This window comes from Empedobacter sp. UBA1574 (genome assembly GCF_002322895.1).
In the GTDB taxonomy this organism is placed as follows: domain Bacteria; phylum Bacteroidota; class Bacteroidia; order Flavobacteriales; family Weeksellaceae; genus Empedobacter; species Empedobacter falsenii_B.
On record NZ_DCOI01000032.1, the window covers coordinates 225717 to 248934 of the forward strand.

At 31.7% G+C, this 23218-nt stretch carries 26 protein-coding genes; 13 read left to right on the plus strand and 13 right to left on the minus strand.

Features of this window, described 5'->3' with window-relative positions:
• The first annotated feature begins 2 nt into the window (after positions 1-2).
• From dapB to B3578_RS10650, 5 genes are all read left to right on the plus strand, one after another.
• A complete protein-coding gene (dapB, locus tag B3578_RS10630; protein WP_115000386.1) occupies positions 3-707 on the plus strand; it encodes a 4-hydroxy-tetrahydrodipicolinate reductase in 705 nt (234 codons plus the stop codon).
• A gap of 26 nt (positions 708-733) precedes the next feature.
• The gene (gene lepB / locus B3578_RS10635; protein WP_219033981.1) at positions 734-2296 is read left to right on the plus strand and encodes a signal peptidase I; all 1563 of its coding nucleotides are present in this window, start codon (positions 734-736) and stop codon (positions 2294-2296) included.
• 100 nt (positions 2297-2396) lie between these two features.
• Positions 2397-3002: a WbqC family protein gene (locus tag B3578_RS10640; protein ID WP_180904454.1), complete on the plus strand. Its 606-nt coding sequence runs from the start codon at positions 2397-2399 to the stop codon at positions 3000-3002.
• 4 nt (positions 3003-3006) lie between these two features.
• A complete protein-coding gene (locus B3578_RS10645; protein ID WP_286494915.1) occupies positions 3007-4608 on the plus strand; it encodes a S8 family serine peptidase in 1602 nt (533 codons plus the stop codon).
• A gap of 122 nt (positions 4609-4730) precedes the next feature.
• Positions 4731-6365: a S8 family peptidase gene (locus B3578_RS10650; protein ID WP_219033983.1), complete on the plus strand. Its 1635-nt coding sequence runs from the start codon at positions 4731-4733 to the stop codon at positions 6363-6365.
• Between the two features lie 169 nt (positions 6366-6534).
• On the opposite strand, the gene B3578_RS10655 is transcribed toward B3578_RS10650, so the two are convergent.
• From B3578_RS10655 to B3578_RS10665, 3 genes are all read right to left on the minus strand, one after another.
• A complete protein-coding gene (locus tag B3578_RS10655; RefSeq protein WP_219033984.1) occupies positions 6535-7188 on the minus strand; it encodes a dienelactone hydrolase family protein in 654 nt (217 codons plus the stop codon).
• Between the two features lie 100 nt (positions 7189-7288).
• On the minus strand, positions 7289-8302 hold the full coding sequence (locus B3578_RS10660) for a beta-ketoacyl-ACP synthase III (RefSeq protein ID WP_286494918.1): 1014 nt from the start codon (positions 8300-8302) through the stop codon (positions 7289-7291).
• 84 nt (positions 8303-8386) lie between these two features.
• Positions 8387-9262, minus strand: a complete 876-nt coding sequence (locus B3578_RS10665) for a DMT family transporter (protein WP_286494919.1) — start codon at positions 9260-9262, stop codon at positions 8387-8389.
• Between the two features lie 173 nt (positions 9263-9435).
• Between B3578_RS10665 and B3578_RS10670 the strand changes: the two genes are divergently transcribed.
• Positions 9436-10242 carry a TerC family protein gene (locus tag B3578_RS10670; RefSeq protein WP_125350055.1) on the plus strand — a complete coding sequence of 269 codons (807 nt, stop codon included), beginning with the start codon at positions 9436-9438 and terminating at the stop codon, positions 10240-10242.
• Positions 10243-10274: 32 nt separating this feature from the next.
• Here B3578_RS10670 and B3578_RS10675 read toward each other — a convergent pair whose 3' ends face one another.
• The 5 genes from B3578_RS10675 to B3578_RS10695 all read right to left on the minus strand — a co-directional run bounded on the left by B3578_RS10675 (position 10275) and on the right by B3578_RS10695 (position 12984).
• Complete coding sequence (locus B3578_RS10675; RefSeq protein WP_125350054.1) at positions 10275-10502, minus strand: hypothetical protein; 228 nt, start codon at positions 10500-10502, stop codon at positions 10275-10277.
• Between the two features lie 48 nt (positions 10503-10550).
• Complete coding sequence (locus B3578_RS10680; RefSeq protein WP_286494920.1) at positions 10551-10895, minus strand: arsenate reductase family protein; 345 nt, start codon at positions 10893-10895, stop codon at positions 10551-10553.
• 63 nt (positions 10896-10958) lie between these two features.
• On the minus strand, positions 10959-11150 hold the full coding sequence (locus tag B3578_RS10685; protein WP_135837000.1) for a cold-shock protein: 192 nt from the start codon (positions 11148-11150) through the stop codon (positions 10959-10961).
• A gap of 19 nt (positions 11151-11169) precedes the next feature.
• Positions 11170-11595 carry a cold shock domain-containing protein gene (locus tag B3578_RS10690; RefSeq protein ID WP_038335861.1) on the minus strand — a complete coding sequence of 142 codons (426 nt, stop codon included), beginning with the start codon at positions 11593-11595 and terminating at the stop codon, positions 11170-11172.
• A gap of 330 nt (positions 11596-11925) precedes the next feature.
• Entirely contained in the window at positions 11926-12984 is a 1059-nt protein-coding gene (locus B3578_RS10695; protein ID WP_286494921.1) for a 3-oxoacyl-ACP synthase III family protein, read from the minus strand.
• Between the two features lie 321 nt (positions 12985-13305).
• On the opposite strand from B3578_RS10695, the gene B3578_RS10700 reads away from it, so the two are divergent.
• The 5 genes from B3578_RS10700 to B3578_RS10720 are packed head-to-tail and all read left to right on the plus strand — an operon-like array spanning position 13306 to position 18217.
• Positions 13306-13713, plus strand: a complete 408-nt coding sequence (locus B3578_RS10700; protein ID WP_038335835.1) for a DUF6146 family protein — start codon at positions 13306-13308, stop codon at positions 13711-13713.
• Positions 13714-13746: 33 nt separating this feature from the next.
• On the plus strand, positions 13747-14145 hold the full coding sequence (locus B3578_RS10705) for a hypothetical protein (RefSeq protein ID WP_038335837.1): 399 nt from the start codon (positions 13747-13749) through the stop codon (positions 14143-14145).
• A gap of 42 nt (positions 14146-14187) precedes the next feature.
• Positions 14188-15288, plus strand: coding sequence for a peptide chain release factor 2 (gene prfB / locus B3578_RS10710; protein ID WP_291048585.1), 1101 nt, complete (start codon positions 14188-14190; stop codon positions 15286-15288).
• Positions 15289-15308: 20 nt separating this feature from the next.
• Positions 15309-16676, plus strand: a complete 1368-nt coding sequence (gene trkA, locus B3578_RS10715; RefSeq protein ID WP_180906656.1) for a Trk system potassium transporter TrkA — start codon at positions 15309-15311, stop codon at positions 16674-16676.
• Entirely contained in the window at positions 16676-18217 is a 1542-nt protein-coding gene (locus B3578_RS10720; protein WP_180906655.1) for a TrkH family potassium uptake protein, read from the plus strand. Before trkA ends, B3578_RS10720 begins: the two co-directional genes overlap by 1 nt.
• Here the strand turns inward: B3578_RS10720 and B3578_RS10725 are convergent.
• Positions 18214-19188, minus strand: a complete 975-nt coding sequence (locus B3578_RS10725; protein WP_286494924.1) for a glycosyltransferase family protein — start codon at positions 19186-19188, stop codon at positions 18214-18216. The genes B3578_RS10720 and B3578_RS10725 overlap by 4 nt on opposite strands.
• Positions 19189-20013 (minus strand): UDP-2,3-diacylglucosamine diphosphatase, encoded by an 825-nt coding sequence (locus tag B3578_RS10730; RefSeq protein ID WP_038335849.1) that lies wholly within the window; start codon positions 20011-20013, stop codon positions 19189-19191.
• A 92-nt stretch (positions 20014-20105) separates the two neighbouring features.
• Here B3578_RS10730 and B3578_RS10735 point away from each other — a divergent pair, with 92 nt between their 5' ends.
• A complete protein-coding gene (locus tag B3578_RS10735; protein ID WP_180906652.1) occupies positions 20106-20318 on the plus strand; it encodes a hypothetical protein in 213 nt (70 codons plus the stop codon).
• A gap of 58 nt (positions 20319-20376) precedes the next feature.
• Here B3578_RS10735 and B3578_RS10740 read toward each other — a convergent pair whose 3' ends face one another.
• From B3578_RS10740 to lpdA, 3 genes are all read right to left on the minus strand, one after another.
• Positions 20377-20922: a T9SS type A sorting domain-containing protein gene (locus tag B3578_RS10740; protein WP_286494925.1), complete on the minus strand. Its 546-nt coding sequence runs from the start codon at positions 20920-20922 to the stop codon at positions 20377-20379.
• 150 nt (positions 20923-21072) lie between these two features.
• Complete coding sequence (locus B3578_RS10745; protein WP_280038151.1) at positions 21073-21222, minus strand: hypothetical protein; 150 nt, start codon at positions 21220-21222, stop codon at positions 21073-21075.
• 138 nt (positions 21223-21360) lie between these two features.
• The gene (gene lpdA, locus B3578_RS10750) at positions 21361-22752 is read right to left on the minus strand and encodes a dihydrolipoyl dehydrogenase (protein WP_286494926.1); all 1392 of its coding nucleotides are present in this window, start codon (positions 22750-22752) and stop codon (positions 21361-21363) included.
• A 90-nt stretch (positions 22753-22842) separates the two neighbouring features.
• On the opposite strand from lpdA, the gene B3578_RS10755 reads away from it, so the two are divergent.
• On the plus strand, positions 22843-23190 hold the full coding sequence (locus tag B3578_RS10755; protein ID WP_219033995.1) for a hypothetical protein: 348 nt from the start codon (positions 22843-22845) through the stop codon (positions 23188-23190).
• Positions 23191-23218: the final 28 nt, after the last annotated feature.

Below are 23218 nucleotides of genomic sequence, written 5' to 3' on the forward strand. Positions count from 1 at the left end.
AGATGAAAATTGCATTAATAGGATACGGAAAAATGGGAAAAGCCATTGAAGAAATTTTAATTCAACGCGGACACGAAGTTGTACTTAAAATATCTCGTACTCCACTTGCGGAAGAATTAAATAATGTTGAAGTTGCAATAGAATTTTCGAGACCAGAATTCGCTTACGACAACCTTAAAGTATTACTTGAAAATAAAATAGCAACAATTTGTGGAACAACAGGATGGTTAGATAAACAAGAAGAAATTAATCATTTAGCAATTTCAAATAACACCGCTTTTTTATATGCTTCTAACTTTAGTTTGGGCGTTAATTTATTCTTCGAATTAAATTCTATTTTAGCTCGAATGATGAATAAATATCGTAACGAATACCAAATTAATCTAGAAGAAATTCATCATACACAAAAGCTTGATGCACCTTCTGGAACAGCGATTACAATTGCAGAAGGAATTATTGACAATTCAACATATAATTCTTGGTCGATGGACGAAAAAGCAAAAGACATTATTCCAGTTGAAGCAAAAAGAATCGAAGATGTTCCCGGAACACATATCGTACAATATAACTCTGATGTAGATACTATTGAGATTTCTCATACGGCGCATTCTCGCAAAGGTTTTGCCTTAGGTGCCGTGATTGCTGCGGAATGGATTTGGAATAAACAAGGTGTTTTCACAATGAAAGATGTACTTGAACTGAACTAAATTAAAATACTAAATATCAAAAACTTATGCATGTACTAATTTACTGGTTAATTGGTTTTATTATTGCCAATATAATCTTTGGAGCTGCAACTTGGAAATTATATAAAAATGCTGGAAAGCAAGCAATTCAAGCTTATATTCCTTTTCTAAATATCTGGAAAGGTTTAGAAATTATTCATCGTCCAAAATGGTGGATTATTCTATTTTATTTGCCAATTGTTGGTCCTATTTTTTGGTTAGTATTCTTTGTTGATTTAGGAGATTCTTACGGAAAAATTGAAACAAAAGACAAAGTCATTATGGTTTTGACTTTAGGTTTATACATTTTTGCGGTTAATTATTCTGATAATCCAAAATATTTAGGTCCAGAAAAACGCAAACCAACATTTGTTTCTTCCTTAATTTTTGCCCTTGTTTTAGCAACTTTGGTTCATAACTGGTTTATTCAACCAATGATTGTTCCAACAGGATCGATGGAAAATACAATCAAAATTGGTGATGCTTTATTTGTAGAAAAAGTAAGTCACGGAGCGCGTGTTCCTATGACACCAATCGGAATTCCATTCTCAGAATTTATTTACCGTGATGGTTTTATCGACAAAGCACGCCTACCTTATATGCGTATTCCAGGTTGGAGAGATTTAAAATCGAACGACATTGTTGTCTTCAACTATCCTACAGATTCTATTTACAATGCGATCGATCGTAAAGATGCTTATGTAAAACGTTTAGTTGGTTTACCAGGAGAAACTGTACAGATTCGTAATGGAGTTTTATATGTAAACGATAAAAAATTCATTCCGAAAAAAGATGCACAAGTTCAGCATGCTTATACAGTTGTTGTAAAAACTCCTTTCAGTGATAAATTATTATACGATAATTTTGGAATCATAAGTACAGATTATAATGCTGCAAAACAAAGCGACGGAACATTTATTTATCAATTTGCAGCTTTGACTGATGCTCATGTTACAGCAATGAAATCTAATGCAAATGTAGTTTCTGTTGAACCTATTTTACAACCTGTAGGTGAAAAAACGGAACATATTGTAAATGGAAAAATTGATAGTACAAACACTATTTTTCCAGTAAACAAAAACTGGAATCCTGATCAATACGGACCTTTATACATTCCGAAAAAAGGTGATGTAGTTGATGTTAACAAAGAGACTTTAGCGCAATATATTAACATTATTCGTCGCTATGAAAACAATACATTAAGAGTTGATTCTACAAACGGTAAGTTTGATGTATTTATCAATGATCAAAAAACAGATAAATACGAAATCAAACAAAATTACTATTTTATGGTTGGTGATAACAGAAATCAATCATTAGATGCACGTTTCTTTGGTTATGTTGGAGAAGATCATATTATTGGTCGTCCTATTATGATTTGGGCAAATATGAACGGAATGTTCGAGCCTGCTGCTCCTAAGAAATTTATTTGGAATCGTTTCTTTACATCAATTAATAATGATAATCCTGACAAAACTTCTTACGGAATTTATGTTCTAATTGCCTTAATTGGTTGGATTGGATATGATATTGTAAAAGCTCGTAAAGAGAAAAAGAAGAACAAATATTAATAAAAAGAGCGATTAAAATCCTCTAAATTATAAAATTAACAACACTATAAATGTGCATTATAAGCTACTTGTAATGCACATTTCCATATAAAATAATAGAATGAAAAATACGTTTGCAGCTTTTTATTTTGGACCGATTGATTACTATGCAGAAATGGTAAAAAGCCAAACTTTGGATATCGAAGTTCAAGAAAATTTTCAAAAGCAAACTTACCGTAACCGCATGTATATTTTGGGTGCAAATGGTAAATTAATGTTGAATATTCCAATTTTACACAACGGAACACGTTTGTTCAAAGATTTGCAACCTTCTTATGAATATGATTGGCAAAAAGAACACATCAAATCTTTAAAGTCAGCTTATCAAAGTTCTCCATATTTTGAATATTATGAAGATGAAATTATTCCAATTTTAGAACAAAAAGAGAAATTTCTTTTAGATTTTAATCTAAAAACAATTGATTTCATCAACAAGAAATTAAGCTTAGATTTGGAGATTTCTAAAACTGAAACCTATCAAGATCTGAATCCTGAAAATGATTTCAGAAATCAATTTTCTGCTAAAAAAGCACCTCAGTATAACCTACCAGAATATGCACAAGTTTTTGATGATAAATTTGAGTTTATAGAAGGTTTGAGTATCTTAGATTTACTTTTTAGCGAAGGACCAAGTGCCGCAGTATATTTAAAAAACTTAATAAAATAACAACATGAGAAAATTATTTATTGCTTTAGGATTTGCCTTTACATTAGGGTTTGTTCAAGCACAAACAACAGAAGTACCAAAAGAAAAATGGTATCATGCAGGTGTAGAACAAACAGGTGTTTATGGTGTAAATACTGATCAAGCTTTACAATTCTTAAAAGACAACAAAAGAAAAGCAAATACAATTATTGTAGGAGTTTTGGACAGCGGTGTTGAAAATTTTCACGAAGATTTGAAAGCAAATATGTGGTCAAATCCAAAAGAAATTCCAGGAAACGGAATCGATGATGACAAAAATGGTTACATTGATGACGTACATGGATGGTCTTTTTTAGGAACAGCAAAAGGAATCAATTACAATGATGATACCACTGAATTAACACGTGTTTACAAAGCTTTATCATCTAAATACGCAACTTTCGATCAAAAGAAAAATCATGAAGCTATTGTAAAAAATCCTACTGAATATGCTGAATTTCAAAAAATTGAAAAAGAATATTTAAGCGCTGTAGGAAAAGCAAAATATAACCAACAAGTTGCTCAATCTAAATTGAATGCTGTTGAAGGTGGTGTAAATAAAATGGTTCTTGAATTTGGAGATACTAAATTAACTAAAGATATTTTAAAAAATTACCAACCAACAGATTCTCAAATCTTAGAAGCTTTATGGATTTTTGGTGAATTGAAAGAAGAGCAATGGGTTGGGAAAACGATGAAAGAAGTTTCGAATACCTATTTAGGAGCTGCTCGTCGTGCTGCGAAGGGAGATGCTTTATCTTCTCACTTAAATTTAGATTTGGTTGATCGTAAAGATGTTGACAATCCAAATGATAAAAAAGAGCGTTTTTATGGAAACAGTGATTCTAACGGACCTGAATCTTCTCACGGAACTCACGTTGCTGGAATTATCGGTGCTGTAAGAGGAAATAATATCGGTTCTGAAGGAACGACTGGAGGAAATAATGTAAAAATTATGTCGGTTCGTACAGTTCCAAATGGAGACGAACGCGATAAAGATGTTGCAAATGCAATTTACTACGCAGTTGACAATGGAGCAAAAATCTTGAATATGTCTTTCGGAAAACCTTATTCTCCTGATGCAGATTTAGTTTGGGATGCGTTCAAATATGCTTCTGATAAAGGTGTTTTAATCGTTAAAGCGGCTGGAAATAGCAACGAAGATATTGATGTTCATGTACATTATCCAACTAATTTTAGAAATGGAAATGTTGTTTCTAAATCTGTTCTTACGGTTGGTGCTTCTACTAAAGATCCAAATGCTTTAAAAGCTCGTTTCTCTAACTATGGTAAAAAATCGGTAGATGTTTTTGGACCAGGACAAGAGATTTATGCAACATATCCAGGGGTTGATCAATATCGTTTCTTAAACGGAACTTCTATGGCTTCACCTGCTGTTGCTGGTGTTGCAGCGTTGGTTTGGTCACATTATCCAAAATTAACTGCAGAAGATATTCGTAATATCTTAATGGAAACAGTTAATAAAAATGAGCAATTAAAAGAGATTTCTGTTGCTGGAGGTGTTGTAGATTCTTACAAAGCTGTACAAAAAGCTGAAGAAATTTACAAACAACGTAAATTGAAATAATTTTAAATTTAACACAACATTATAAAAAGGCTTCAAATTTTGGAGCCTTTTTTGCGTTTAAACTCGAGATAATTTTAGATGTAACAATTTCGGTTGTTTCTCGACATATAGATAAATCAATTATGAAAAAATTCTTATTAAGTATATCAGTTGCCATGTTTGTTGGTGTGGCATCGTTCGCACAAGAAACGACAACTGCTCTACCATTGCCTAAAGTTGATCAAAAATATTGGCAACACGAATCTTTAGAAGAAAGTGGTGTTTATGGTGTAAATACTCAAAAAGCTTTACAATTTTTAGAATCAAAAAAACGTAAACCTTCACAGTTAATTGTTGGTGTTTTAGATTCTGGAGTTGAGATTACTCACCCAGATTTAAAAGATAATATTTGGACAAACACCAAAGAAATTGCTGGAAATGGAATTGATGATGACAAGAATGGTTATGTTGATGATATTCATGGTTGGAATTTTATTGGAGGAAAAGATGGTAAAAATGTTGATGGAGATACATTAGAGTTAACACGTCTTTTTGTAAAATACCGCGATTTATTCGAAAAAAGTAAAGATGCAGCTTCTAACAAAACAAAATTCCCAAAAGAATTGGAAGAATATCAAAAAATAAAACCTGAGTTCGAAAATAAATTAGCCGAAGCAAAACAAAATGCAGCGCAATATGTGCAGATGAATGATATTTTCTCAGTTGCATTTCCTGCTTTGATTAAAGAATGGGGCGAAAAAGAGTTGAATGAAAAAAATATGATGTCTTTTAAACCTGTTTCTAAAGAAGCACAACAAGGGATGATTATTTTTGGTATGGTTCCGAAAGAAGCTTGGGAAGGAAAATCAATGAAAGATTTCTTAACAGAAGTTGGAAATGAAATTTCAGAAGGAACAAAATACTACAAAGAACAAGTTGAAATTAACTTGAATACAGAATTAGATCCTCGTCCAATTGTTGGTGATAATTATGCTGATAAATCAGAACGTTTTTACGGAAATAATGATGTAGATGGCCCTGATTCTATGCACGGAACACACGTTTCTGGAATTATTGCAGCAAAATCTGGTAACGGAATTGGAATGGATGGAATCGCTGGAAATGGTTATGTAAAAATCATGTCAGTTCGTACAGTTCCAAATGGAGACGAACGTGATAAAGATGTTGCGAATGCCATTCGTTATGCAGCAGATAATGGAGCAAAAATCTTAAATATGTCTTTTGGAAAAGCTTATTCTCCTGATAAACAAATTGTTTGGGATGCATTTAAATATGCTGAGAAAAAAGGTCTTTTATTGATTAAAGCTGCAGGAAATGAAAACGTAAATATTGATGACGAAATTCACTTCCCTACCGTTTATGACGACAAAGGTGTAGAAGTTTCTAAAAACGTAATTACAGTTGGAGCAAATACAATGGATAATGACAATTTAAGAGCAAGTTTTTCTAATTTTGGTAAAAAGTCTGTAGATGTTTTTGCGCCAGGAAATGAAATATATTCTACTGTTCCTAATAAAGATGGGGAATACAAAAATGAAAGCGGAACTTCTATGGCTTCTCCAGTTGTAGCAGGAGTTGCGGCTTTGGTTTGGGCACATTATCCTAAATTAACTGCAACAGATATCAAACAAATATTGTTAGAATCTGTCAACAAAAATCCTGCTTTAACAGATATTTCTGTAACAGGCGGTGTTGTTGATGCGTACAAAGCTGTTCAATTAGCAGAAAAAATGTATGTTGCTAAAAAATTGAAGTAAGGAAATCTTAATATCACCATTTCTTATAGTATTTAAGTAACAAAATAAACTTGGGTTAGATTCTATTTTTTTTAGAGTCTAACCTTTTTTTGTATAAGATATTTCTTGTACAGATTGAATAAAAATTGTCAGTTCGAGTGATTTTTAGGAAAAATTATAAATGAATCATTTATTTAAAATCATAATTTCTCCTCGCCCATTTTTTACTTGGTTCAATCCATTCATCAAGAGCTTTATAAAGAAAACCATGCTTTAAGCCATTATTTAATTCAATTTCTTTGAAATGATTGATTTTATTGGTTGAATTTTCTTTACGTTTTATAGCTGAAACGCCAAATGCATCAGACTTCTCGTAAATGGTTAAAACATTTCCAGAAAATTTTATATCAGGCATTTCTTCTAAATCACTTTCTTGAAACGAACCAATAAATACATAGTTGATTTGAGGATTATTTTTAAAAGTTGATACATATTGCGCAATGTAACCACCTTTCGAAGTTCCTACAACCGTAATATGATTAGGTTTAACACCTGTATTAATCAAACTATCAATTTGCTTAACAACCTTTTTTGCATATTTTATTCCGTCTGTTTTCGGCTTTCTTTTCTCACTAATCACAATAAAACCGTCTTTCTTGAATGAATTCAAAACTTTAGAATACTCAATTTTAGTTTTATAGACTGTATCATAATCTCCATCGTTATGCGTTTCTAAATATTTATTATGGAGAAAAAAGATATAATCTTGATCCTTTACATTTTTTGATATTTTATGTTGCGAACAACTCATTAAACCAATTATGAGAATCAATAAATATTTCATTAATAATTTTTTAAATCAATCAAATATAACCAAAAAACCCTCACTAAAAAGTGAAGGTTTTTTTTATATTCTAAATTTGTAAATCTAAATTCAAACTTACTTACCAGTTCATCAAAACAGAGCCCCATGTAAATCCTGCTCCAAAAGCAGTCATCATTACTAAGTCACCTTTTTTGATTTTACCTTCTTGTTTTGCTTCACTCAATGCAATAGGAATAGATGCTGCCGTAGTATTTCCGTAACGCATAATATTGTTATAAACTTTCTCATCTGGTAATCCCAATTGTTTTTGTACAAATTGAGAAATACGCAAATTCGCCTGATGTGGAATAAATAAATCTAAATCTTCTGGCTTTTTATTCGCAGTCGATAAAGCTTCGATAATTGATTCTGGAAAACGAGTTACCGCATGCTTGAAAACATAGTTCCCATTCATATATGGATAAATCTCTTTTTTAGTTAACGTATTACCTTCTTTCAATAATTCGTCTGACCAACCTGTTTTTGTTCCAGGGAAAGTAACTGCTAATTCTTCGGCAAATTCACCTTCAGAATGTAAATTAGTCGATAAAATTCCACGTCCTTCTTCTTCCGTTGCCGAAACAATTACTGCTCCTGCTCCATCTCCAAAAATTACTGAAACGCCACGACCTTCATCCGACATATCCAATCCGAATGAGTGCACTTCTGCTCCAATCACCAAAATATTTTTGTAAACTCCTGCTTTTATAAAAGCATCAGCCGTTGATAACGCATATACAAAGCCAGAACACTGGTTACGAATATCCATTGCCCCAATTGTACGACAACCTAACTCTTTTTGCACCAATACACCATTTCCAGGAAAATAATAATCGGGAGATAAAGTCGCAAATAATATAAAATCAATATCTTGAGCAGTGATTCCTGCATCTTCTAACGCATTTTTAGCCGCAATAACTCCCAAATCTGTAGACGAAATCTTAGAACCTGGCTCGATATGTCTTCTTTCGACAATCCCTGTACGTTCCTGAATCCATTCGTCATTGGTATCCATCACTTCAGCTAAATCAAAGTTTGTAACAACTCTTTCGGGAACATAATGCCCAACACCTGTAATAATAGAGTGTATCATGTGATTATGGTTTACTTTTCAATTGAAGCAAAGATATTAAATGATAAGCATTCTTTAAAACAAATGCGTCTTTTTGACAATAAATTATTTAGAAAATCTTGTTTTTAATATTCCGTTCATAATGATAGAAAGTACCATTACCCCTGTAGCAATATAAAATATAGGATTCATATGTTCTGAATCTCCAAAAATAAGACTTGCCAAAATGATGCCATAAACTGGTTCTAAATTTACGTTCAACATCAACGTAAAAGCACTAACATGTTTCAGCAAATCAACTGATTCTATTTGTGCAAAAGCTGTAAAAATGACGCCAAGCAAAGTCAACCATCCTAAGTTTGACCAACTTATATTTACAACTTCAGAAATAGCTTCTGGCTGAAAAAGAATCATTACCACCGAAAGTGTGATAACTCCACCAATCATTTCGTATAAAGTAACTTTAGTTGGTTTGATTGACTTTGGTAATCTCGAATTAAGAACTGCAAATAATGCCGATAGAAAACTACACAAAATACCAATGATAATTCCCAATTTATAATCTTCTGGTGATGCATTAAAAATAACAGCTACACAAGTGGAAACGATTATAGCAAGAATTATTTCGAGCAGATTAATTTTTCGTTTAAAAAAAATAGGTTCTAAAATCGCACTAAAAAGCGCGCCCATCGACAACGTACTCAACGCAATTGAGATATTAGAAAGTTTAATCGACAAATAAAATGTAAACCAATGTATTCCTACAATTCCACCGATAGCAAGTAATTTCAACAATTCGTTTTTAGTTACCTTGAAATCCATTTTTCTGAACTTCATATAAATAAAAACAGCAATAGCCCCAATAAGAACACGATACCAAACCATTGACAACGCACTCATTGTAACTAATTTTCCGAAAACTCCTGTAAATCCCCAAAGAAGTACGAGAAACTGCAACCGAAGTTGAACTTTTGAAATCATTCTAAGTCTTTTTCGCAAAAGTAAAGTTTAATTCTATATTGCTAAAACGATTTGATTGATTTAATCTGTAAATAATTTTGTATAAGTTCTAATATTAAATTAACATTAAATAATTATTACTCAAACTTTAATTCTTATTCTTCGTTGTATTTTCGAAACTTCAAAATTAATCGATGGATTTTAGTATTTTTTTACAACCAGATGCATTAGTTGCATTATTTACATTAACAATGTTAGAAATCGTTTTAGGGATTGATAATATTGTTTTTATTTCTATTTTGTCAGGAAAATTGCCTGCACATCAACAAAAGAAAGCACAACAGCTTGGTTTATTTTTAGCCATGTTTACACGTGTTATCCTTTTATTCTCACTAAGTTGGGTCATGAGTCTTACCACTCCTCTATTCAATATTGGCGAATGGATTGGCATTACTTCAACCGAATGGTTAGAAAAATTAGCAATCTCTGGTCGAGATTTGATTTTACTAATCGGAGGATTATTCTTGATTTATAAATCGACTGTAGAAATTCACCACAAAATAGAAGGTGTTGAAGAAACCGGAGGAAAAGTGAAAGTCCATTCTTTTGCAGGAACTATCGTACAAATCTTAATTTTAGATATTGTTTTCTCATTAGATTCTGTAATTACAGCAGTTGGTATGGCAGAACATATTGAGGTTATGATTGCGGCTGTAATTATTGCTGTTGCAGTTATGATGCTTTCAGCAAGTGCGGTTTCTAAATTTGTGAACGATCATCCAACGGTTAAAATGTTGGCTTTATCATTCTTATTATTAATCGGCGTTTCGTTATTAGCAGAAGGGTTTGATCAACACATTTCGAAAGGATACATTTATTTTGCCATGGGCTTCTCTGTTTTAGTCGAATTCTTGAATTTGAAAATGAAGAAAAAACATTCGAATCCAGGAATTGTTCGAAATATGGTTGGTGATGCAGAAGAACAAAACAAAAATATATAATACAAAAAAGAGTTTTTTTCAAAACTCTTTTTTTATTTATTCTCTAAAATAGTTTCGTTTTCAGCTTCAACTTTCTTTTCATATTTTTTTCGGATATATTCTGCAGCCAATGTTACGGCTACTCCACCAATTATTCCATATATTGAACGTTTTCCCAAAAATTTAGCTACCGTTACTCCCGTTGTAGCGGCTGTTGTTAATAAACCTATTTTAGTTCCTTTCTCCGTTTGATTTTTTGTTAATGCATCTAAAATTTTCATAGCTTTTTATGTTTAGTCTTAGAAATACTTACAATTATCAAACCATTTTTATTTAATAAAATTTTCTACCAATTCTTTTGGACGACCTACTATTCCACTTTTTCCATCTGTCACTATTGGACGTTGAATCAATTTTGGATATTCAACCAAAGCATTCAAAATTTCATCATCAGAAAGTTCATTTCCTTTAAAATTTATTTTCCAATCTTCTTCATTTGTCCTTACTATATCAATTGGTTTTAGATTTAGTCTTGTTAAAATAGTTCTCAATTCATCTTTCGTCAAAGGCTCTTTCAAATATTCTCTTATTTCAAAATCTTTTCCAGACTCTTCCAAAACCTTTACTGCATCTCTACTTTTTCCGCAACGCGAATTATGTAATATTGTGTACATAAATACTCTTTTAGAAATTAAATATAGTTCAAAAAAAAGAATCCTTATATAAGGATTCTTTTTTTATTTTCTTTTTACATTAACAGCCATAAGACCTTTTTTTCCTTTTTCAATATCAAAAGTAACTTGATCATTTTCATTTACTTTGTCAATTAATCCAGAAACATGTACAAAAACATCTTCACCTCCGTTTGCGTTAGAGATAAAACCAAACCCTTTTGATTCGTTGAAGAATTTTACTGTTCCTTCTTGCATAGTTGTATATTTAATTAATTTATTTTTTTGATATTTGAATTGCTCTGAATCCTTTTTCAGACATTTCTTTTTTGAACTGTACTTGATCTCCTACTTTAAGTAATTCTTTTGATTCTTTGAAGTGGAAGAAGATTTTATCGTTAGAAGCTGGTACTTTAATAAAACCAAAACCTTTTGAATCGTTGTAGATATCAACCATACCTTCTATAAAAACATCTCTGTTATCAGATTCAAATCTTTTATTATTCAGCAAATCGGCTTCTTTGTCTTGTAAATGAGGTGGTACATCTGTAAAATTACCAAGTACATCAACATAGACAATCATATCTTCTAATGATTTTCCTTTGTTGTTATTCTCTTTTCTATTCTCTCTTTTGTTTAATTTTTCTAATTTTTTTAAAGCTTTCTTTTTGCTATTTTCTTTTTTAGATGTAGAATCTGCCATAAATGTTTGTATAGATTTTTTGTTTTTAATACTGATAAAACCTAAGAAAACATGAATTAATTATCCGACAACATTTATATTATAATGTAGTAAAACTTACAAGTATACGTTTTAGAAAACAGAAGTTAAAATTATATTGACTAGGTCAATTAGTGAATTAAAAAAAGTAAAATAAAGAATACAATTGTAAACTATTAAGACAAAATATCTTCTTAAGTACGTTGCAAAGGTAATAAGTTTTAATGAATTAAATGGTATTAATTTCTAGAGAATTCTATATGATAAAAAGTTCTAATCTAATTGTGATTAGAACTTATCATGATGATATCGTTAAAATTGGTAAATAAACGTGTTTATATTCATGCCTGCGCCAACAGATGCAAATAATACCACATCGCCTTCATTTATCTGGTGATTTTCTAAATCATTATCCATAATCATTTTCAAAAGAATTGGAATTGTTGCCACACTACTATTGCCAAGTTTATGAATATTCATTGGCATAATATTTTTTGGCACATCTTGATCATATAAACTATAAAAGCGTTTTACGATTGCTTCGTCCATTTTTTCGTTGGCTTGATGAATCACTATTTTACTGATATCGTCAATATTATATGAGCTATCATCAACACATTTTTTCATTGCTAAAGGTACTTTGGATAAAGCAAACTCATAGATTTTTCTACCATACATTTTGATGTATTTGGTATTCGGACATTTTTCTGAATTATACGATTTTCCAAAAAACAGATAATCTTTTTCTTCGTTTGCATAAGAGGCAGATAAATGGGCTTGTATTCCTTTATTGTTTGTAGAAGCTTCTAATATTGCTGCACCAGCGCCATCTGCATATATCATTGTATCTCGGTCGTGTTCATCTACTACTCTCGAAAGAGTTTCAGCACCAATTACCAAACATCTTTTTGCTAATCCAGCTTTTATAAATGCATTGGCTTGTATAACACCTTCTACCCAACCTGGACAACCAAAAATAACATCGTAAGCAACACAATAAGGATTTTGAATTTTCAATAAATTTTTTACTCTTGCAGCAAGACTTGGCACCATATCAGACTGAATCGTATCGTGTTTTACATCTCCAAAATTATGAGCGAATATAATATAATCAATAGTTTCTGCGTCGATATTTGCATTTGTGATGGCTGAAGCAGCTGCCATATAGCCTAAGTCTGATGTTACTTGATCTTTTCTGGCATATCGACGTTCTTCTATTCCTGTTATTTGTTTTAATTTATGCGAAATTGTAGCATTATTTTGATCTAAAATTTCTCCTTGTTCATTAAAAAATTGATGTTCTTCAAAAAAATGATTTGATATTTTTTCAGTTGGAATATATTTTCCTATTCCTATAAAGTGATTTGTCATATATATTTTAGATAACAGAGTTAGAATCTGCTATCGGATACAATCTCGGGATAACTTTAAGAACTATTGCTATAAAGTTACATTTTTAACTTAAACTTTATATTTATACCAAAATTATATCTTATAAAATATTAAATTAATAAATTTCATGATGATAATTTTTCAATGTCTCTTAGATATATATATAAATAATATGAAATAAACATTTATATTTCAGAACTACTATTCATGTAATTCTAAATTATTAGAATATAAGTGTAAATGTAGATATAAACACTTAATATCGTTATTTTTCAATATATTTAATCAAATTAAAAAATTATGAAAAAGCTATTTTTATTCTTCAGCGTTTCTCTCCTATTTTTTGCTTGTACAACCAATCAATCCACACAAAATTCAGTGCCGAATAAAGATGAGAATTCATTAAAATTCGAGCCGAATGAAGATGGCGATTATGATATTGTTGTATTTGATCCTCAATATGATATTTATTTAAAAACAACTGCATTACCCAAAGAATATTATTCAAAAGAATATTACGAACAAAAAAATCGCCAATATGTGATGATTTGGAATCAACGACATATGCAACCAATGACATATAATCCAGATTTGTATGCAGTAAGTATAGATTTAGATCCTTCTGTTGACTATGGTTATGATTTTGAATACAAATTATTTAACTTTTTTCGATTTATTGAACATAAATATCGTGTCAGAATTAGATAATATCGTTTATTTTTGCAAGCTAATTTTAGAAAGATGAACGATTTTTCAATCAAAATATACAATCAAATCATTGAAGCAATTCCAGATTTTACAGGGCTTCACAAAAAAGATACCGAATTATTAGAATTCCATATCGAGAATGAATACAAATCGACTTTTGGTGATCTTTATATTCAGACTTCGGATGATGATAAGATTTGGATCAAATCTTCTTTTCCTTTTACAACTTACGAAGTAGATTCTGTTGAGGAACTTTTGTATATTTTGGAAGGTTTGTTGTTCAACCAATTATTCTGGGTAATTAGTTATGATGATGGTGATTGGGACGATACTTTTTTGATGCTGAAAGACCAAGAAATTAAAACGGAAGACGGTTTTACTTATAAAATTCTTTCTTGGAACGGAAAAGATGATAAAGTGATTAATGCTTAACCTCGTGTTCATAAAATCCCCTATTTTTATACATTTGCAATTATGTTTAACAACGAATTACTAAAAGACATCCAAAAACGTACACAAGATTTGCACGAATATTTGGAAATCGAACAAAAAGAAATCGAAGTTCAAAATGAAGAAGAACACGCTGCTTCACCTGAATTTTGGAACAACCCGAAAGAAGCCGAAGCTTTTATGAAAGTTTTACGTGGTAAAAAGAAATGGATTGATGAATACCAAACGATTGCAAATGCAGTAAATGATGTCGAAGTTTTAGTAGAATTTAACCGCGAAGGCGATGTAAGTGACGAAGAAGTTATGGAACAATATACTGTTGTTGCTAAGCTTTTAGAAGATATAGAATTCAAGAATATGCTTTCAGAAGAAGGAGATAATCTTGGTGCAATTCTTCAAATTACTGCGGGAGCTGGAGGTACAGAATCTTGTGATTGGGCTTCTATGTTGTTGCGTATGTATTTGATGTGGGCCGAAAAACATGGATATAAAGTAAAAGAATTAAACTATCAAGCGGGTGATGTTACAGGTGTAAAAACGGTAACATTAGAAGTTGATGGCGAATTTGCTTTTGGTTATCTAAAAGGAGAAAATGGTGTGCATCGTTTGGTGCGTATTTCGCCTTTTGATAGTAATGCAAAGCGTCACACAAGTTTCGTTTCGGTTTATGTTTCCCCAATTGTGGATGATACAATCGAGATTGAAATCAATCCTGCTGATATCGAATTACAAACGTCTCGTTCTGGAGGAGCTGGAGGGCAAAATGTAAATAAGGTAGAAACTAAAGTTCAGTTAACGCACAAACCAACTGGGATTGTAGTTGTTTGTCAGGTTGAACGTTCTCAGTTAGCCAATCGCGAACGTGCAATGGAGATGTTAAAATCTGAATTGTATAAGATTGAGTTAGAGAAAAAAATGGCTGCACGTAATGAGATCGAGGCAAATAAGATGAAAATCGAATGGGGTTCTCAAATTCGTAATTATGTGATGCATCCATACAAATTGGTAAAAGACGTCAGAACAGGAACTGAAACAGGTAATGTGGATGCTGTAATGAACGGTGATATAGACGAATTCTTGAAATCGTTCCTAATGTTAATGGGACAAAAAGAAACGTCAAAATAGTTTTATCCTAAATTTCTTTCATGAAAATATTAATCGGAGGTGCTGGAGAAGTTGGTTTTCATTTGGCTAAATTACTTTCTAATGAAATGAACGACATCGTCATCATGGACATGGACAAGGACAAGTTGTTGATGATCGAAAACTCGTTAGATGTAATGGCTTATCGTGGTGATATCACTTCTTTCAAGGCTTTGCGAGAAGTTGGAATTGATGATACAGATATTTTTATATCGGTCACTCATCTTCAAAACACAAACCTTACAAGTGCTTCGATTGCGAAAGATTTAGGGGCAAAACGCACATTAGCTCGAATTTCGAATCCTGAATTTCTTTACAAAGAAAATCAATTTTGGGTTCAAGGAATGGGAATTGATGCATTAATTAGTCCTGAGAAATTAGCGGCTGATGAGATTTATTCTCTTGTTCAACAATCTGCTTTCAATGCGATGCATCCCTTTGCAAATGGTCAACTTTTTATGGTTGGAACTGTTTTGGATGCGGATTGTAAAATTTTGGACAAGCAGTACAAAGACATGTATTTGACGACGAAAGGTGGCGAAGACAATCTTTTGATGCCAATTGCAATAATTCGTAGCAACGAACGTGGCGAATATCAAACCATTATTCCCGAAGCCGAAACTGAATTTAGAATAGATGATCACGTTTATTTTATTGTCAAAAAAGCTGGAATTTTAGAAGTTTATAAAATCCTTGGAAAGAAACAAGAATATTTCAAAAATGTAATTGTTTTAGGAGGAGGAAGTATTGGTGTCAAAGTTGCCAAACTTTTAAAAGATAACAAGCACAATGTTAAGTTATTAGAAATCAATCGAAACAAAGCTTTTGATTTAGCTGACGATTTAAATAACATTTTGATTATCAATGGTGATGGTCGAGATGGAGAATTGTTATTGGAAGAAGGTATTTCTGATTCGGATGCTTTTATCGCTGTGACAGGAAGTTCGGAAACGAATATTATGTCATGTCTTTTGGCAAAATCAAAAGGCGTTAAAAAAACAATTGCTTTGGTCGAAAATATCGACTATATACATCTTAGTCAAGAAGTTGGAATTAACGCTTTTATCAATAAAAAACTCTTAACCGCAGATAGTATTTTCCGTTATATTCGACAAGGTTCTGTGATGGATGTAACAGGAATTTCTGATTTAGATGCTGAAGTTTTAGAATTCCGTATTCACGAAAATTCTGAAATCGCATTCAAAAAAGTAAGCGATTTTCCGTTTAAAGAAGGTGCTATTATTGCTGGAATTGTTCGCAGAAATGATGGATTTATTCCAACAAAAGATTTCATTATCGAACCAAAAGATCACGTCGTTGTTTTTAGTCAAGCGAATTTAATTCCAAAAGTGACCAAATATTTTAAATAATGAAATCACTTAACATCAAAGTAATCCTGAATCTTTCGGGTGTTTTATTACTATTAAATGCGCTCTTTATGTTTATTGCAACATGTGTCAGCATTTATTTTAATGATCATCTACTCTACCCTTTTTTAGTTTCGGGGAGTTTAGTGGGATTGTCGGGAGCTGCAATGATGTATTTTACGCGTGACAGAAGAAAACACATCAACAAACGCGAAGGTTATATCGTGGTTTGTGTCGGATGGCTTTTCTTGATTCTTTCGGGGTGTTTACCCTATGTTACCTCGTTAATATTTCTACCAAACGATCATATCATCAATGAAAATTTTAGTTTTGTCAACATTATTTACGAAACCGTTTCTGGTTATACAGCGACTGGGACATCAATTTATGATGATGTAGAAAGTCTCCCAAAAAGTATATTATTTTGGCGAAGTACAACCAATTGGATTGGTGGTATGGGGATTATCGTTTTGACGATTGCGATTTTACCGTTTCTTGGAATTGGTGGTCGACAGCTTTTTATGGCAGAAGCGCCTGGAATTTATACGGATAAAATTCACCCTCGAATTACAGAAACAGCAAAAAACCTTTGGTTAGTTTATTTAGGCTTAACTGCTTTTTTTGCGATGTTGCTTTATTTTGGTGGAATGAATTTATTTGATGCTGCAAATCATTCGATGAGTGTGATTGCAACGGCAGGTTTTTCTACTAAGAATGAAGGTTTGATGTATTGGAATAACAATATTTTTATTCAATATGTATTAATCGTGATGATGTTTTTGGGCGGAACAAACTTCGCATTGATTTATTTATTGATTAAAGGACAATTCAAAAAAGTATGGAAAAATGAAGAATTCCGTTGGTGGGTTGGTTTACTTGCTGTCGTTACATTTATCGTTTTTGTTGTATTATTTTTCAATATTTACCCTAGTTATTCCGTCGAAACCTATTCGTGGTTTAATTTCGAACATTCATTCAGAAGTTCATTATTCCACGTTGTATCTATCGCATCTACAACAGCTTTGGCAATGGAAGATTACACAAGTTGGTTAACCGTAACCACACTTATTTTCTTCTCTTTGTTCTTCATCGGAGGTTCGGCAGGTTCTACATCTGGAGGAATTACAGTTATTAGACACGTCATTTTATTAAAAAATAGTTGGATCGAATTTAAGCGTATTTTACACCCAAACGCAATTATTCCTGTTCGTTATAACAATCGTTCGCTTAACCAATCTATTGTTTTCCACGTCATGGCATTCTTTGTCATGTTTATGTTTACATGGATTGTGAGTTCTATTTTGTTTGCGCTTTTGAATTATGGTATAACAATGAGTTTCCAAGATATTTTGGCCTCTTTAACATTAACTGCTTCCACTTTAGGAAACGTAGGTCCGGGAATTGGCGAATTTGGTCCGGGTACTTCAATGAATTCTTTAACGGATAGTGCAAAATTATTATGTTGTTTTTTAATGGTTTTGGGACGATTAGAGCTTTATACAATCTTAATTTTATTTACGCCTGCTTTCTGGAAAAATAATTAATGGGATGCTTCTAAAATTACTTTCTGAATGATTTCTTCGGTTTGATCTGGGAAATCTTTCTCAATAATTTTATTCGAATCCACCCAACGTTGCAATTGTGCTACATTCAAATCATATGAATAATCAACGCCAATCATTTTTAAAGCTTCGCAATTACATAATTGTTCGTATTGACCTTTAATCGGAATCACAAAAAGCTTCTTTTTAAGATAAATACTTTCGGCAGGCAATTCGAAACCAGCACCGCACAAAACTCCTTTACAATTTTCTAAAGTTCTAGTAAAAAGACGTTCATCAATTGGATAAATTTGAACATTAAATTGACGCGTAACATCTTTCACAAAAGGTGAAAAAACTTTCCATTTTGAATCTTTAATCAGTGATAATTTCTCCATAATTTCTGTTGGATGAAAACTTGGTAAATACACCAAATAGTAATCTTTTCGTTTTGGACGCAATGCTCTAATTTTATCTCGAATGATTGGTAAAAAAATAGCATCATTATATTCTTCGAAATGAAAACCGTAATACTTAGAAGTTGGTGCGTAATATTTTAAAATCGTTTCGCCCGTTTTATTTTTCACTGTTGGTGTTTCATCAAATAAAAATGAAGCTTGATGACTCAAACCAACAATATTTATCTTTTTCTTTCGAGCTGCATGTGCCGTAATTGGCTCAAAATCATTAATAATTAAATCATATTTTTCAATTGGAAAATGATTCACTTCATTCCAAAAAGATTTAAAACTATTCTCCTTAAAAATTCGTTTATACGAAACTTTCCCAAGCTGATTATAAAACAACGACAAGCCATTGTGATGTTTAAATTGATAATTTTCGAGTTGTAATTGTGAATTAGAACCACTCACAAAAACATTCAAATCTCCATATTCTTCAAGGATTGGTAACATTTTTTGCGCACGAGCCAAATGTCCATTTCCTGTTCCTTGCAAAGCGTATAAAATTTTCATTTATTTTTTATTGAGAATTGAAACAATCAGTTCATCTAACGAATAATTGAACTCGATTTCTTCTAAATTTTGCATCAAAGTATGTTTATGTTCTTCAAAATAAAACACTGACCAATTTCCGTCTACACATTCTAAAGCAGATAAATTCTCAATCCAATCCCCCGAATTCATATAAACACAAATTCCTTTATCCGTTTTTACTTTTCGCAATTGTGGTTGATGAATATGTCCACAAACTACATAATCATATTCATTTTCGATCGCTAATTCGGCAGCAGTTTGTTCAAAATCATTGATATGCTTCACCGCTTTTTTCACTGAATTTTTAATCTTTTGAGATAACGAATAACGTTCTCTTCCAAAAAACTCTAAACATTTATTGATAAAATAATTCAACTGAATTAATTTATCATAACCCCAACCACCTAATTTCGCAATCCATTTCGAATGTTGAATCGATGCATCAAACACATCTCCATGAAAAATCCAAGCGACTTTATCATTTTGTTTCAACATATATTTATCCGTTAAAAGAATATTTCCAAAACGCATTGTGGTAAATTTACGTAACAATTCGTCATGATTTCCTGTTATATAAACGATTGGAATTCCTTGTTCTGAAAGATTTAACAAATAACTAATAATTTGAAGATGCGTTTCTGGGAAATAACTTTTCTTAAAATTCCAAATATCCACAATATCACCATTGAGAATAATTTTTTTTGGATTGATTGACTGTAGATAAGCTAACAGCTCTTGTGCTTTGCAACCAAAAGTTCCTAAATGCACATCCGAAATAACAACAACATCAAGATTACGCTTCATTGATTTTTATTTAAATTTCGAAATCAAATATTACTTAAACGTTTTTTTAATCTTATGAAATCTTTATAAATTTGAGTCTAAATTGTAAAGTTATGAGCGAATTGAAATTCAAAACAAATATAAATTGTGACAGCTGTATCAAATCTGTAAAACCTTTTTTGGACGAAGCTGTAGGTAAAGACAATTGGAAAGTTGATACTTCTGATGAACGAAAAGTACTGACTGTGACAACAACCGAAGATGAAGAAGAAGTTGTAGAAGCTGTGACAGATGCAGGTTTTAAGATTCAGAAATTAGAAGAATAAATAAAAGCGATTCAGTAAACTGAATCGCTTTTTTGTTAGATTAACAATATATTCTTTCTTATTTTTTTACTACTTTTTGAGTAGAAGATTTTCCGTTAGAAGTAGTTTTAACTACATACGTCCCTTTAACTAATGAAGAAACATCTACATTTTGAACACCTTTAACTTCGAAAGATTTTACCAATTGTCCGTTAATATTGTAAACTTCTACAATTGTTTTATCTTTTACATTGAAAGAAGCTGTATTTGTCCATAATGTATTAGAAACTGCTTTAGTTAATGTTAAATTATCTGTACTCAAATTTGTACAAACATTTGCAGCCGTTTGTCCATTTCTAGGAGCAGCAGCAGCTACGTCAAAATCATTCTTATTATCATTTGTATCTTGACATCCTTTTAACTTTCTTTGAGCAGAATCAGTATTAGATAAAGCCGCAGTAGGACCAGATCCTTCATATTCATTAGACGTTCCAAAACCTACAAAATCAACGATATCTTTATCTGTTACATCAGTTATTGGATCAACATTAGATACAAGTGCTACTTTACCGTTCATGGCTCCTAATGCAAGAGCTGTAGCAGGAATTTGGTCTGGAGTTGGCAATGCATCTGTTCCACTATTACCTTTAGCTTGTTGAATTAAATAATATTTACCTGGCTGAATTGTAATATCTGCTAATACTTGTGTATTAGCTGCACTAACATTACCTGTAGTAGAAGCATATTGAAGTGAATGACCTTTTAATGTAACAGCTTAAGAGCCTCTATTAAACAACTCAATAAAATCATGCGTATATTTTGCGCCCGAATTTCCTCCTCCACCATAAACTTGACTAATCACAACTTGTCCAAATGATAAAGAAGATAATGCAGTAATTACTACTAAAGAATAAAATTTTTTCATATTATATCTGTTTTTAAATTATTATTATAAAGATAGTTAAAAAACAAATTCAATATACATAACGCAAAAAATTAACGATTTGGTAAAATAAAAAAGCAGCCAAAAGGCTGCTTCAACTATAAATTTTAAATTTATTTCTTAGATATGAATTGCATGTCCATATGCATCTTCTACCGCTTCCATAATAGCTTCTGCCATTGTAGGGTGCGCGTGAACAGATTTCATAATTTCATGTGCAGTAGTTTCTAATTTACGGGCTACAACTGCTTCTGCAATCATTTCAGTAACTCCATCACCAATCATGTGACATCCTAACCATTCACCATATTTCGCATCAAAAACTACTTTTACAAAACCATCAGCAGCTCCGTTTGCAACAGCTTTACCGTTTGCAGAGAATGGGAATTTTCCTACTTTTACTTCGTATCCAGCTTCTTTAGCTTTTGCTTCTGTTAATCCTACAGATGCAATTTCTGGAGAACAATAAGTACAACCTGGGATGTTTCCGTAGTCGATTGGTTCTACTTTTTCACCAGCAATATGCTCAACACATAAAATACCTTGTGCAGATGCTAAGTGAGCTAAATCTGCTCCTTTTACAACATCACCAATTGCATAATATCCTTTTACAGATGTTTCACAAAAATCATTGATAACTATTTTGCCTCTTTCAGTTGCAATACCAACTTCTTCAAGACCAATATTTTCTGTATTTGGAACAACTCCTGCTGCTGATAAAACAACTTCTGCTTCAAGAATTTCTTCTCCTTTTGCAGTTTTAATTGTTGCTTTTACTAAATCTCCAGTTGTATCAACTCCTGTAACTTCTGCATTTGTTAAGATATTGATTCCAGATTTTTTAAGAGATAATTGTAATTGTTTCGAAATATCTTCATCTTCAACATTTACAATGCGTGGTAAAAACTCTACAATTGTCACTTTTGTTCCTAATGTATTGTAGAAGTGAGCAAACTCAACTCCAATCGCTCCAGAACCTACAACAATCATTGATTTTGGTTGCTTTTCCATTGCTAATGCACCACGGTAACCAATTACTTTTTTACCATCTTGTGGTAATGCAGGTAATTCACGAGAGCGTGCACCAGTTGCAATAATTATATTTTCTGAAGATAATTCACTAACAGAACCATCTGCTGCAGTAACTTTTACTTTTTTTCCTGGTAAAACTTTTGCTTCACCTTGAATTACTTCAATTTTGTTCTTCTTCATTAAGAATTGAACACCTTTACTCATACGATCCGCCACTCCTCTACTACGAGAAACAACATTTCCAAATTCGAATGAAATATCTGAAGGTAAGTTAATTCCAAAATCTTCTGCATGATTTAAGTATTTGAATACTTGAGCAGATTTTAATAAAGCTTTTGTAGGAATACATCCCCAGTTAAGGCAGATTCCACCTAATTCAGCTTTTTCTACGATTGCTACTTTTTTACCTAATTGTGCTGCTCTAATTGCTGCAACGTATCCTCCAGGACCACTTCCAATAACTATAATGTCGTAACTCATTTTTTCCATAATTTGAATGCTAATTTAATAATTATAACCCGAAAAAAAAGGAATTCCTTAAAATAGATTAAAATTTCTTACTTTTGCACTGTGAAAATATTCTTTGAAAATTACGCTGACGACTTACAGGTCGAAACTGAATTACCTTTAGAAGGTAGTTTATCACAAGCTATTGAGATTTTTCATAACCTACCTGATTATGACGGAAGTTATATTGGTTTGATGAATCAAGATGGGAATACTGTTCAGATTTCGAAATATGATCGATTTTTATTTTTAGTAGAAATCCCTGTTTACCAAGAACAAGCTTCATATTCAGTATTATTTACTTATTTTCAAGTAATGCAATTATTAGAAGATTTATACAAAGGATTTGATCCTTATAACATAAAAGGATTGAAATTTGAACAGTATTTAACAAAAAAAGCAACGAAATAATCGTTGCTTTTTTATTTTTATATTATTT

What these genes read in the sequence shown, in the direction of transcription:
- dapB (WP_115000386.1), top strand. Translation starts at nt 3, where the DNA reads ATGAAAATTGCATTAATAGGATACGGAAAAATGGGAAAAGCCATTGAA.
- lepB (WP_219033981.1), top strand. Translation starts at nt 734, where the DNA reads ATGCATGTACTAATTTACTGGTTAATTGGTTTTATTATTGCCAATATA.
- B3578_RS10640 (WP_180904454.1), top strand. Translation starts at nt 2,397, where the DNA reads ATGAAAAATACGTTTGCAGCTTTTTATTTTGGACCGATTGATTACTAT.
- B3578_RS10645 (WP_286494915.1), top strand. Translation starts at nt 3,007, where the DNA reads ATGAGAAAATTATTTATTGCTTTAGGATTTGCCTTTACATTAGGGTTT.
- B3578_RS10650 (WP_219033983.1), top strand. Translation starts at nt 4,731, where the DNA reads ATGAAAAAATTCTTATTAAGTATATCAGTTGCCATGTTTGTTGGTGTG.
- B3578_RS10655 (WP_219033984.1), bottom strand. Translation starts at nt 7,188, where the DNA reads ATGAAATATTTATTGATTCTCATAATTGGTTTAATGAGTTGTTCGCAA.
- B3578_RS10660 (WP_286494918.1), bottom strand. Translation starts at nt 8,302, where the DNA reads ATGATACACTCTATTATTACAGGTGTTGGGCATTATGTTCCCGAAAGA.
- B3578_RS10665 (WP_286494919.1), bottom strand. Translation starts at nt 9,262, where the DNA reads ATGATTTCAAAAGTTCAACTTCGGTTGCAGTTTCTCGTACTTCTTTGG.
- B3578_RS10670 (WP_125350055.1), top strand. Translation starts at nt 9,436, where the DNA reads ATGGATTTTAGTATTTTTTTACAACCAGATGCATTAGTTGCATTATTT.
- B3578_RS10675 (WP_125350054.1), bottom strand. Translation starts at nt 10,502, where the DNA reads ATGAAAATTTTAGATGCATTAACAAAAAATCAAACGGAGAAAGGAACT.
- B3578_RS10680 (WP_286494920.1), bottom strand. Translation starts at nt 10,895, where the DNA reads ATGTACACAATATTACATAATTCGCGTTGCGGAAAAAGTAGAGATGCA.
- B3578_RS10685 (WP_135837000.1), bottom strand. Translation starts at nt 11,150, where the DNA reads ATGCAAGAAGGAACAGTAAAATTCTTCAACGAATCAAAAGGGTTTGGT.
- B3578_RS10690 (WP_038335861.1), bottom strand. Translation starts at nt 11,595, where the DNA reads ATGGCAGATTCTACATCTAAAAAAGAAAATAGCAAAAAGAAAGCTTTA.
- B3578_RS10695 (WP_286494921.1), bottom strand. Translation starts at nt 12,984, where the DNA reads ATGACAAATCACTTTATAGGAATAGGAAAATATATTCCAACTGAAAAA.
- B3578_RS10700 (WP_038335835.1), top strand. Translation starts at nt 13,306, where the DNA reads ATGAAAAAGCTATTTTTATTCTTCAGCGTTTCTCTCCTATTTTTTGCT.
- B3578_RS10705 (WP_038335837.1), top strand. Translation starts at nt 13,747, where the DNA reads ATGAACGATTTTTCAATCAAAATATACAATCAAATCATTGAAGCAATT.
- prfB (WP_291048585.1), top strand. Translation starts at nt 14,188, where the DNA reads ATGTTTAACAACGAATTACTAAAAGACATCCAAAAACGTACACAAGAT.
- trkA (WP_180906656.1), top strand. Translation starts at nt 15,309, where the DNA reads ATGAAAATATTAATCGGAGGTGCTGGAGAAGTTGGTTTTCATTTGGCT.
- B3578_RS10720 (WP_180906655.1), top strand. Translation starts at nt 16,676, where the DNA reads ATGAAATCACTTAACATCAAAGTAATCCTGAATCTTTCGGGTGTTTTA.
- B3578_RS10725 (WP_286494924.1), bottom strand. Translation starts at nt 19,188, where the DNA reads ATGAAAATTTTATACGCTTTGCAAGGAACAGGAAATGGACATTTGGCT.
- B3578_RS10730 (WP_038335849.1), bottom strand. Translation starts at nt 20,013, where the DNA reads ATGAAGCGTAATCTTGATGTTGTTGTTATTTCGGATGTGCATTTAGGA.
- B3578_RS10735 (WP_180906652.1), top strand. Translation starts at nt 20,106, where the DNA reads ATGAGCGAATTGAAATTCAAAACAAATATAAATTGTGACAGCTGTATC.
- B3578_RS10745 (WP_280038151.1), bottom strand. Translation starts at nt 21,222, where the DNA reads ATGAAAAAATTTTATTCTTTAGTAGTAATTACTGCATTATCTTCTTTA.
- lpdA (WP_286494926.1), bottom strand. Translation starts at nt 22,752, where the DNA reads ATGAGTTACGACATTATAGTTATTGGAAGTGGTCCTGGAGGATACGTT.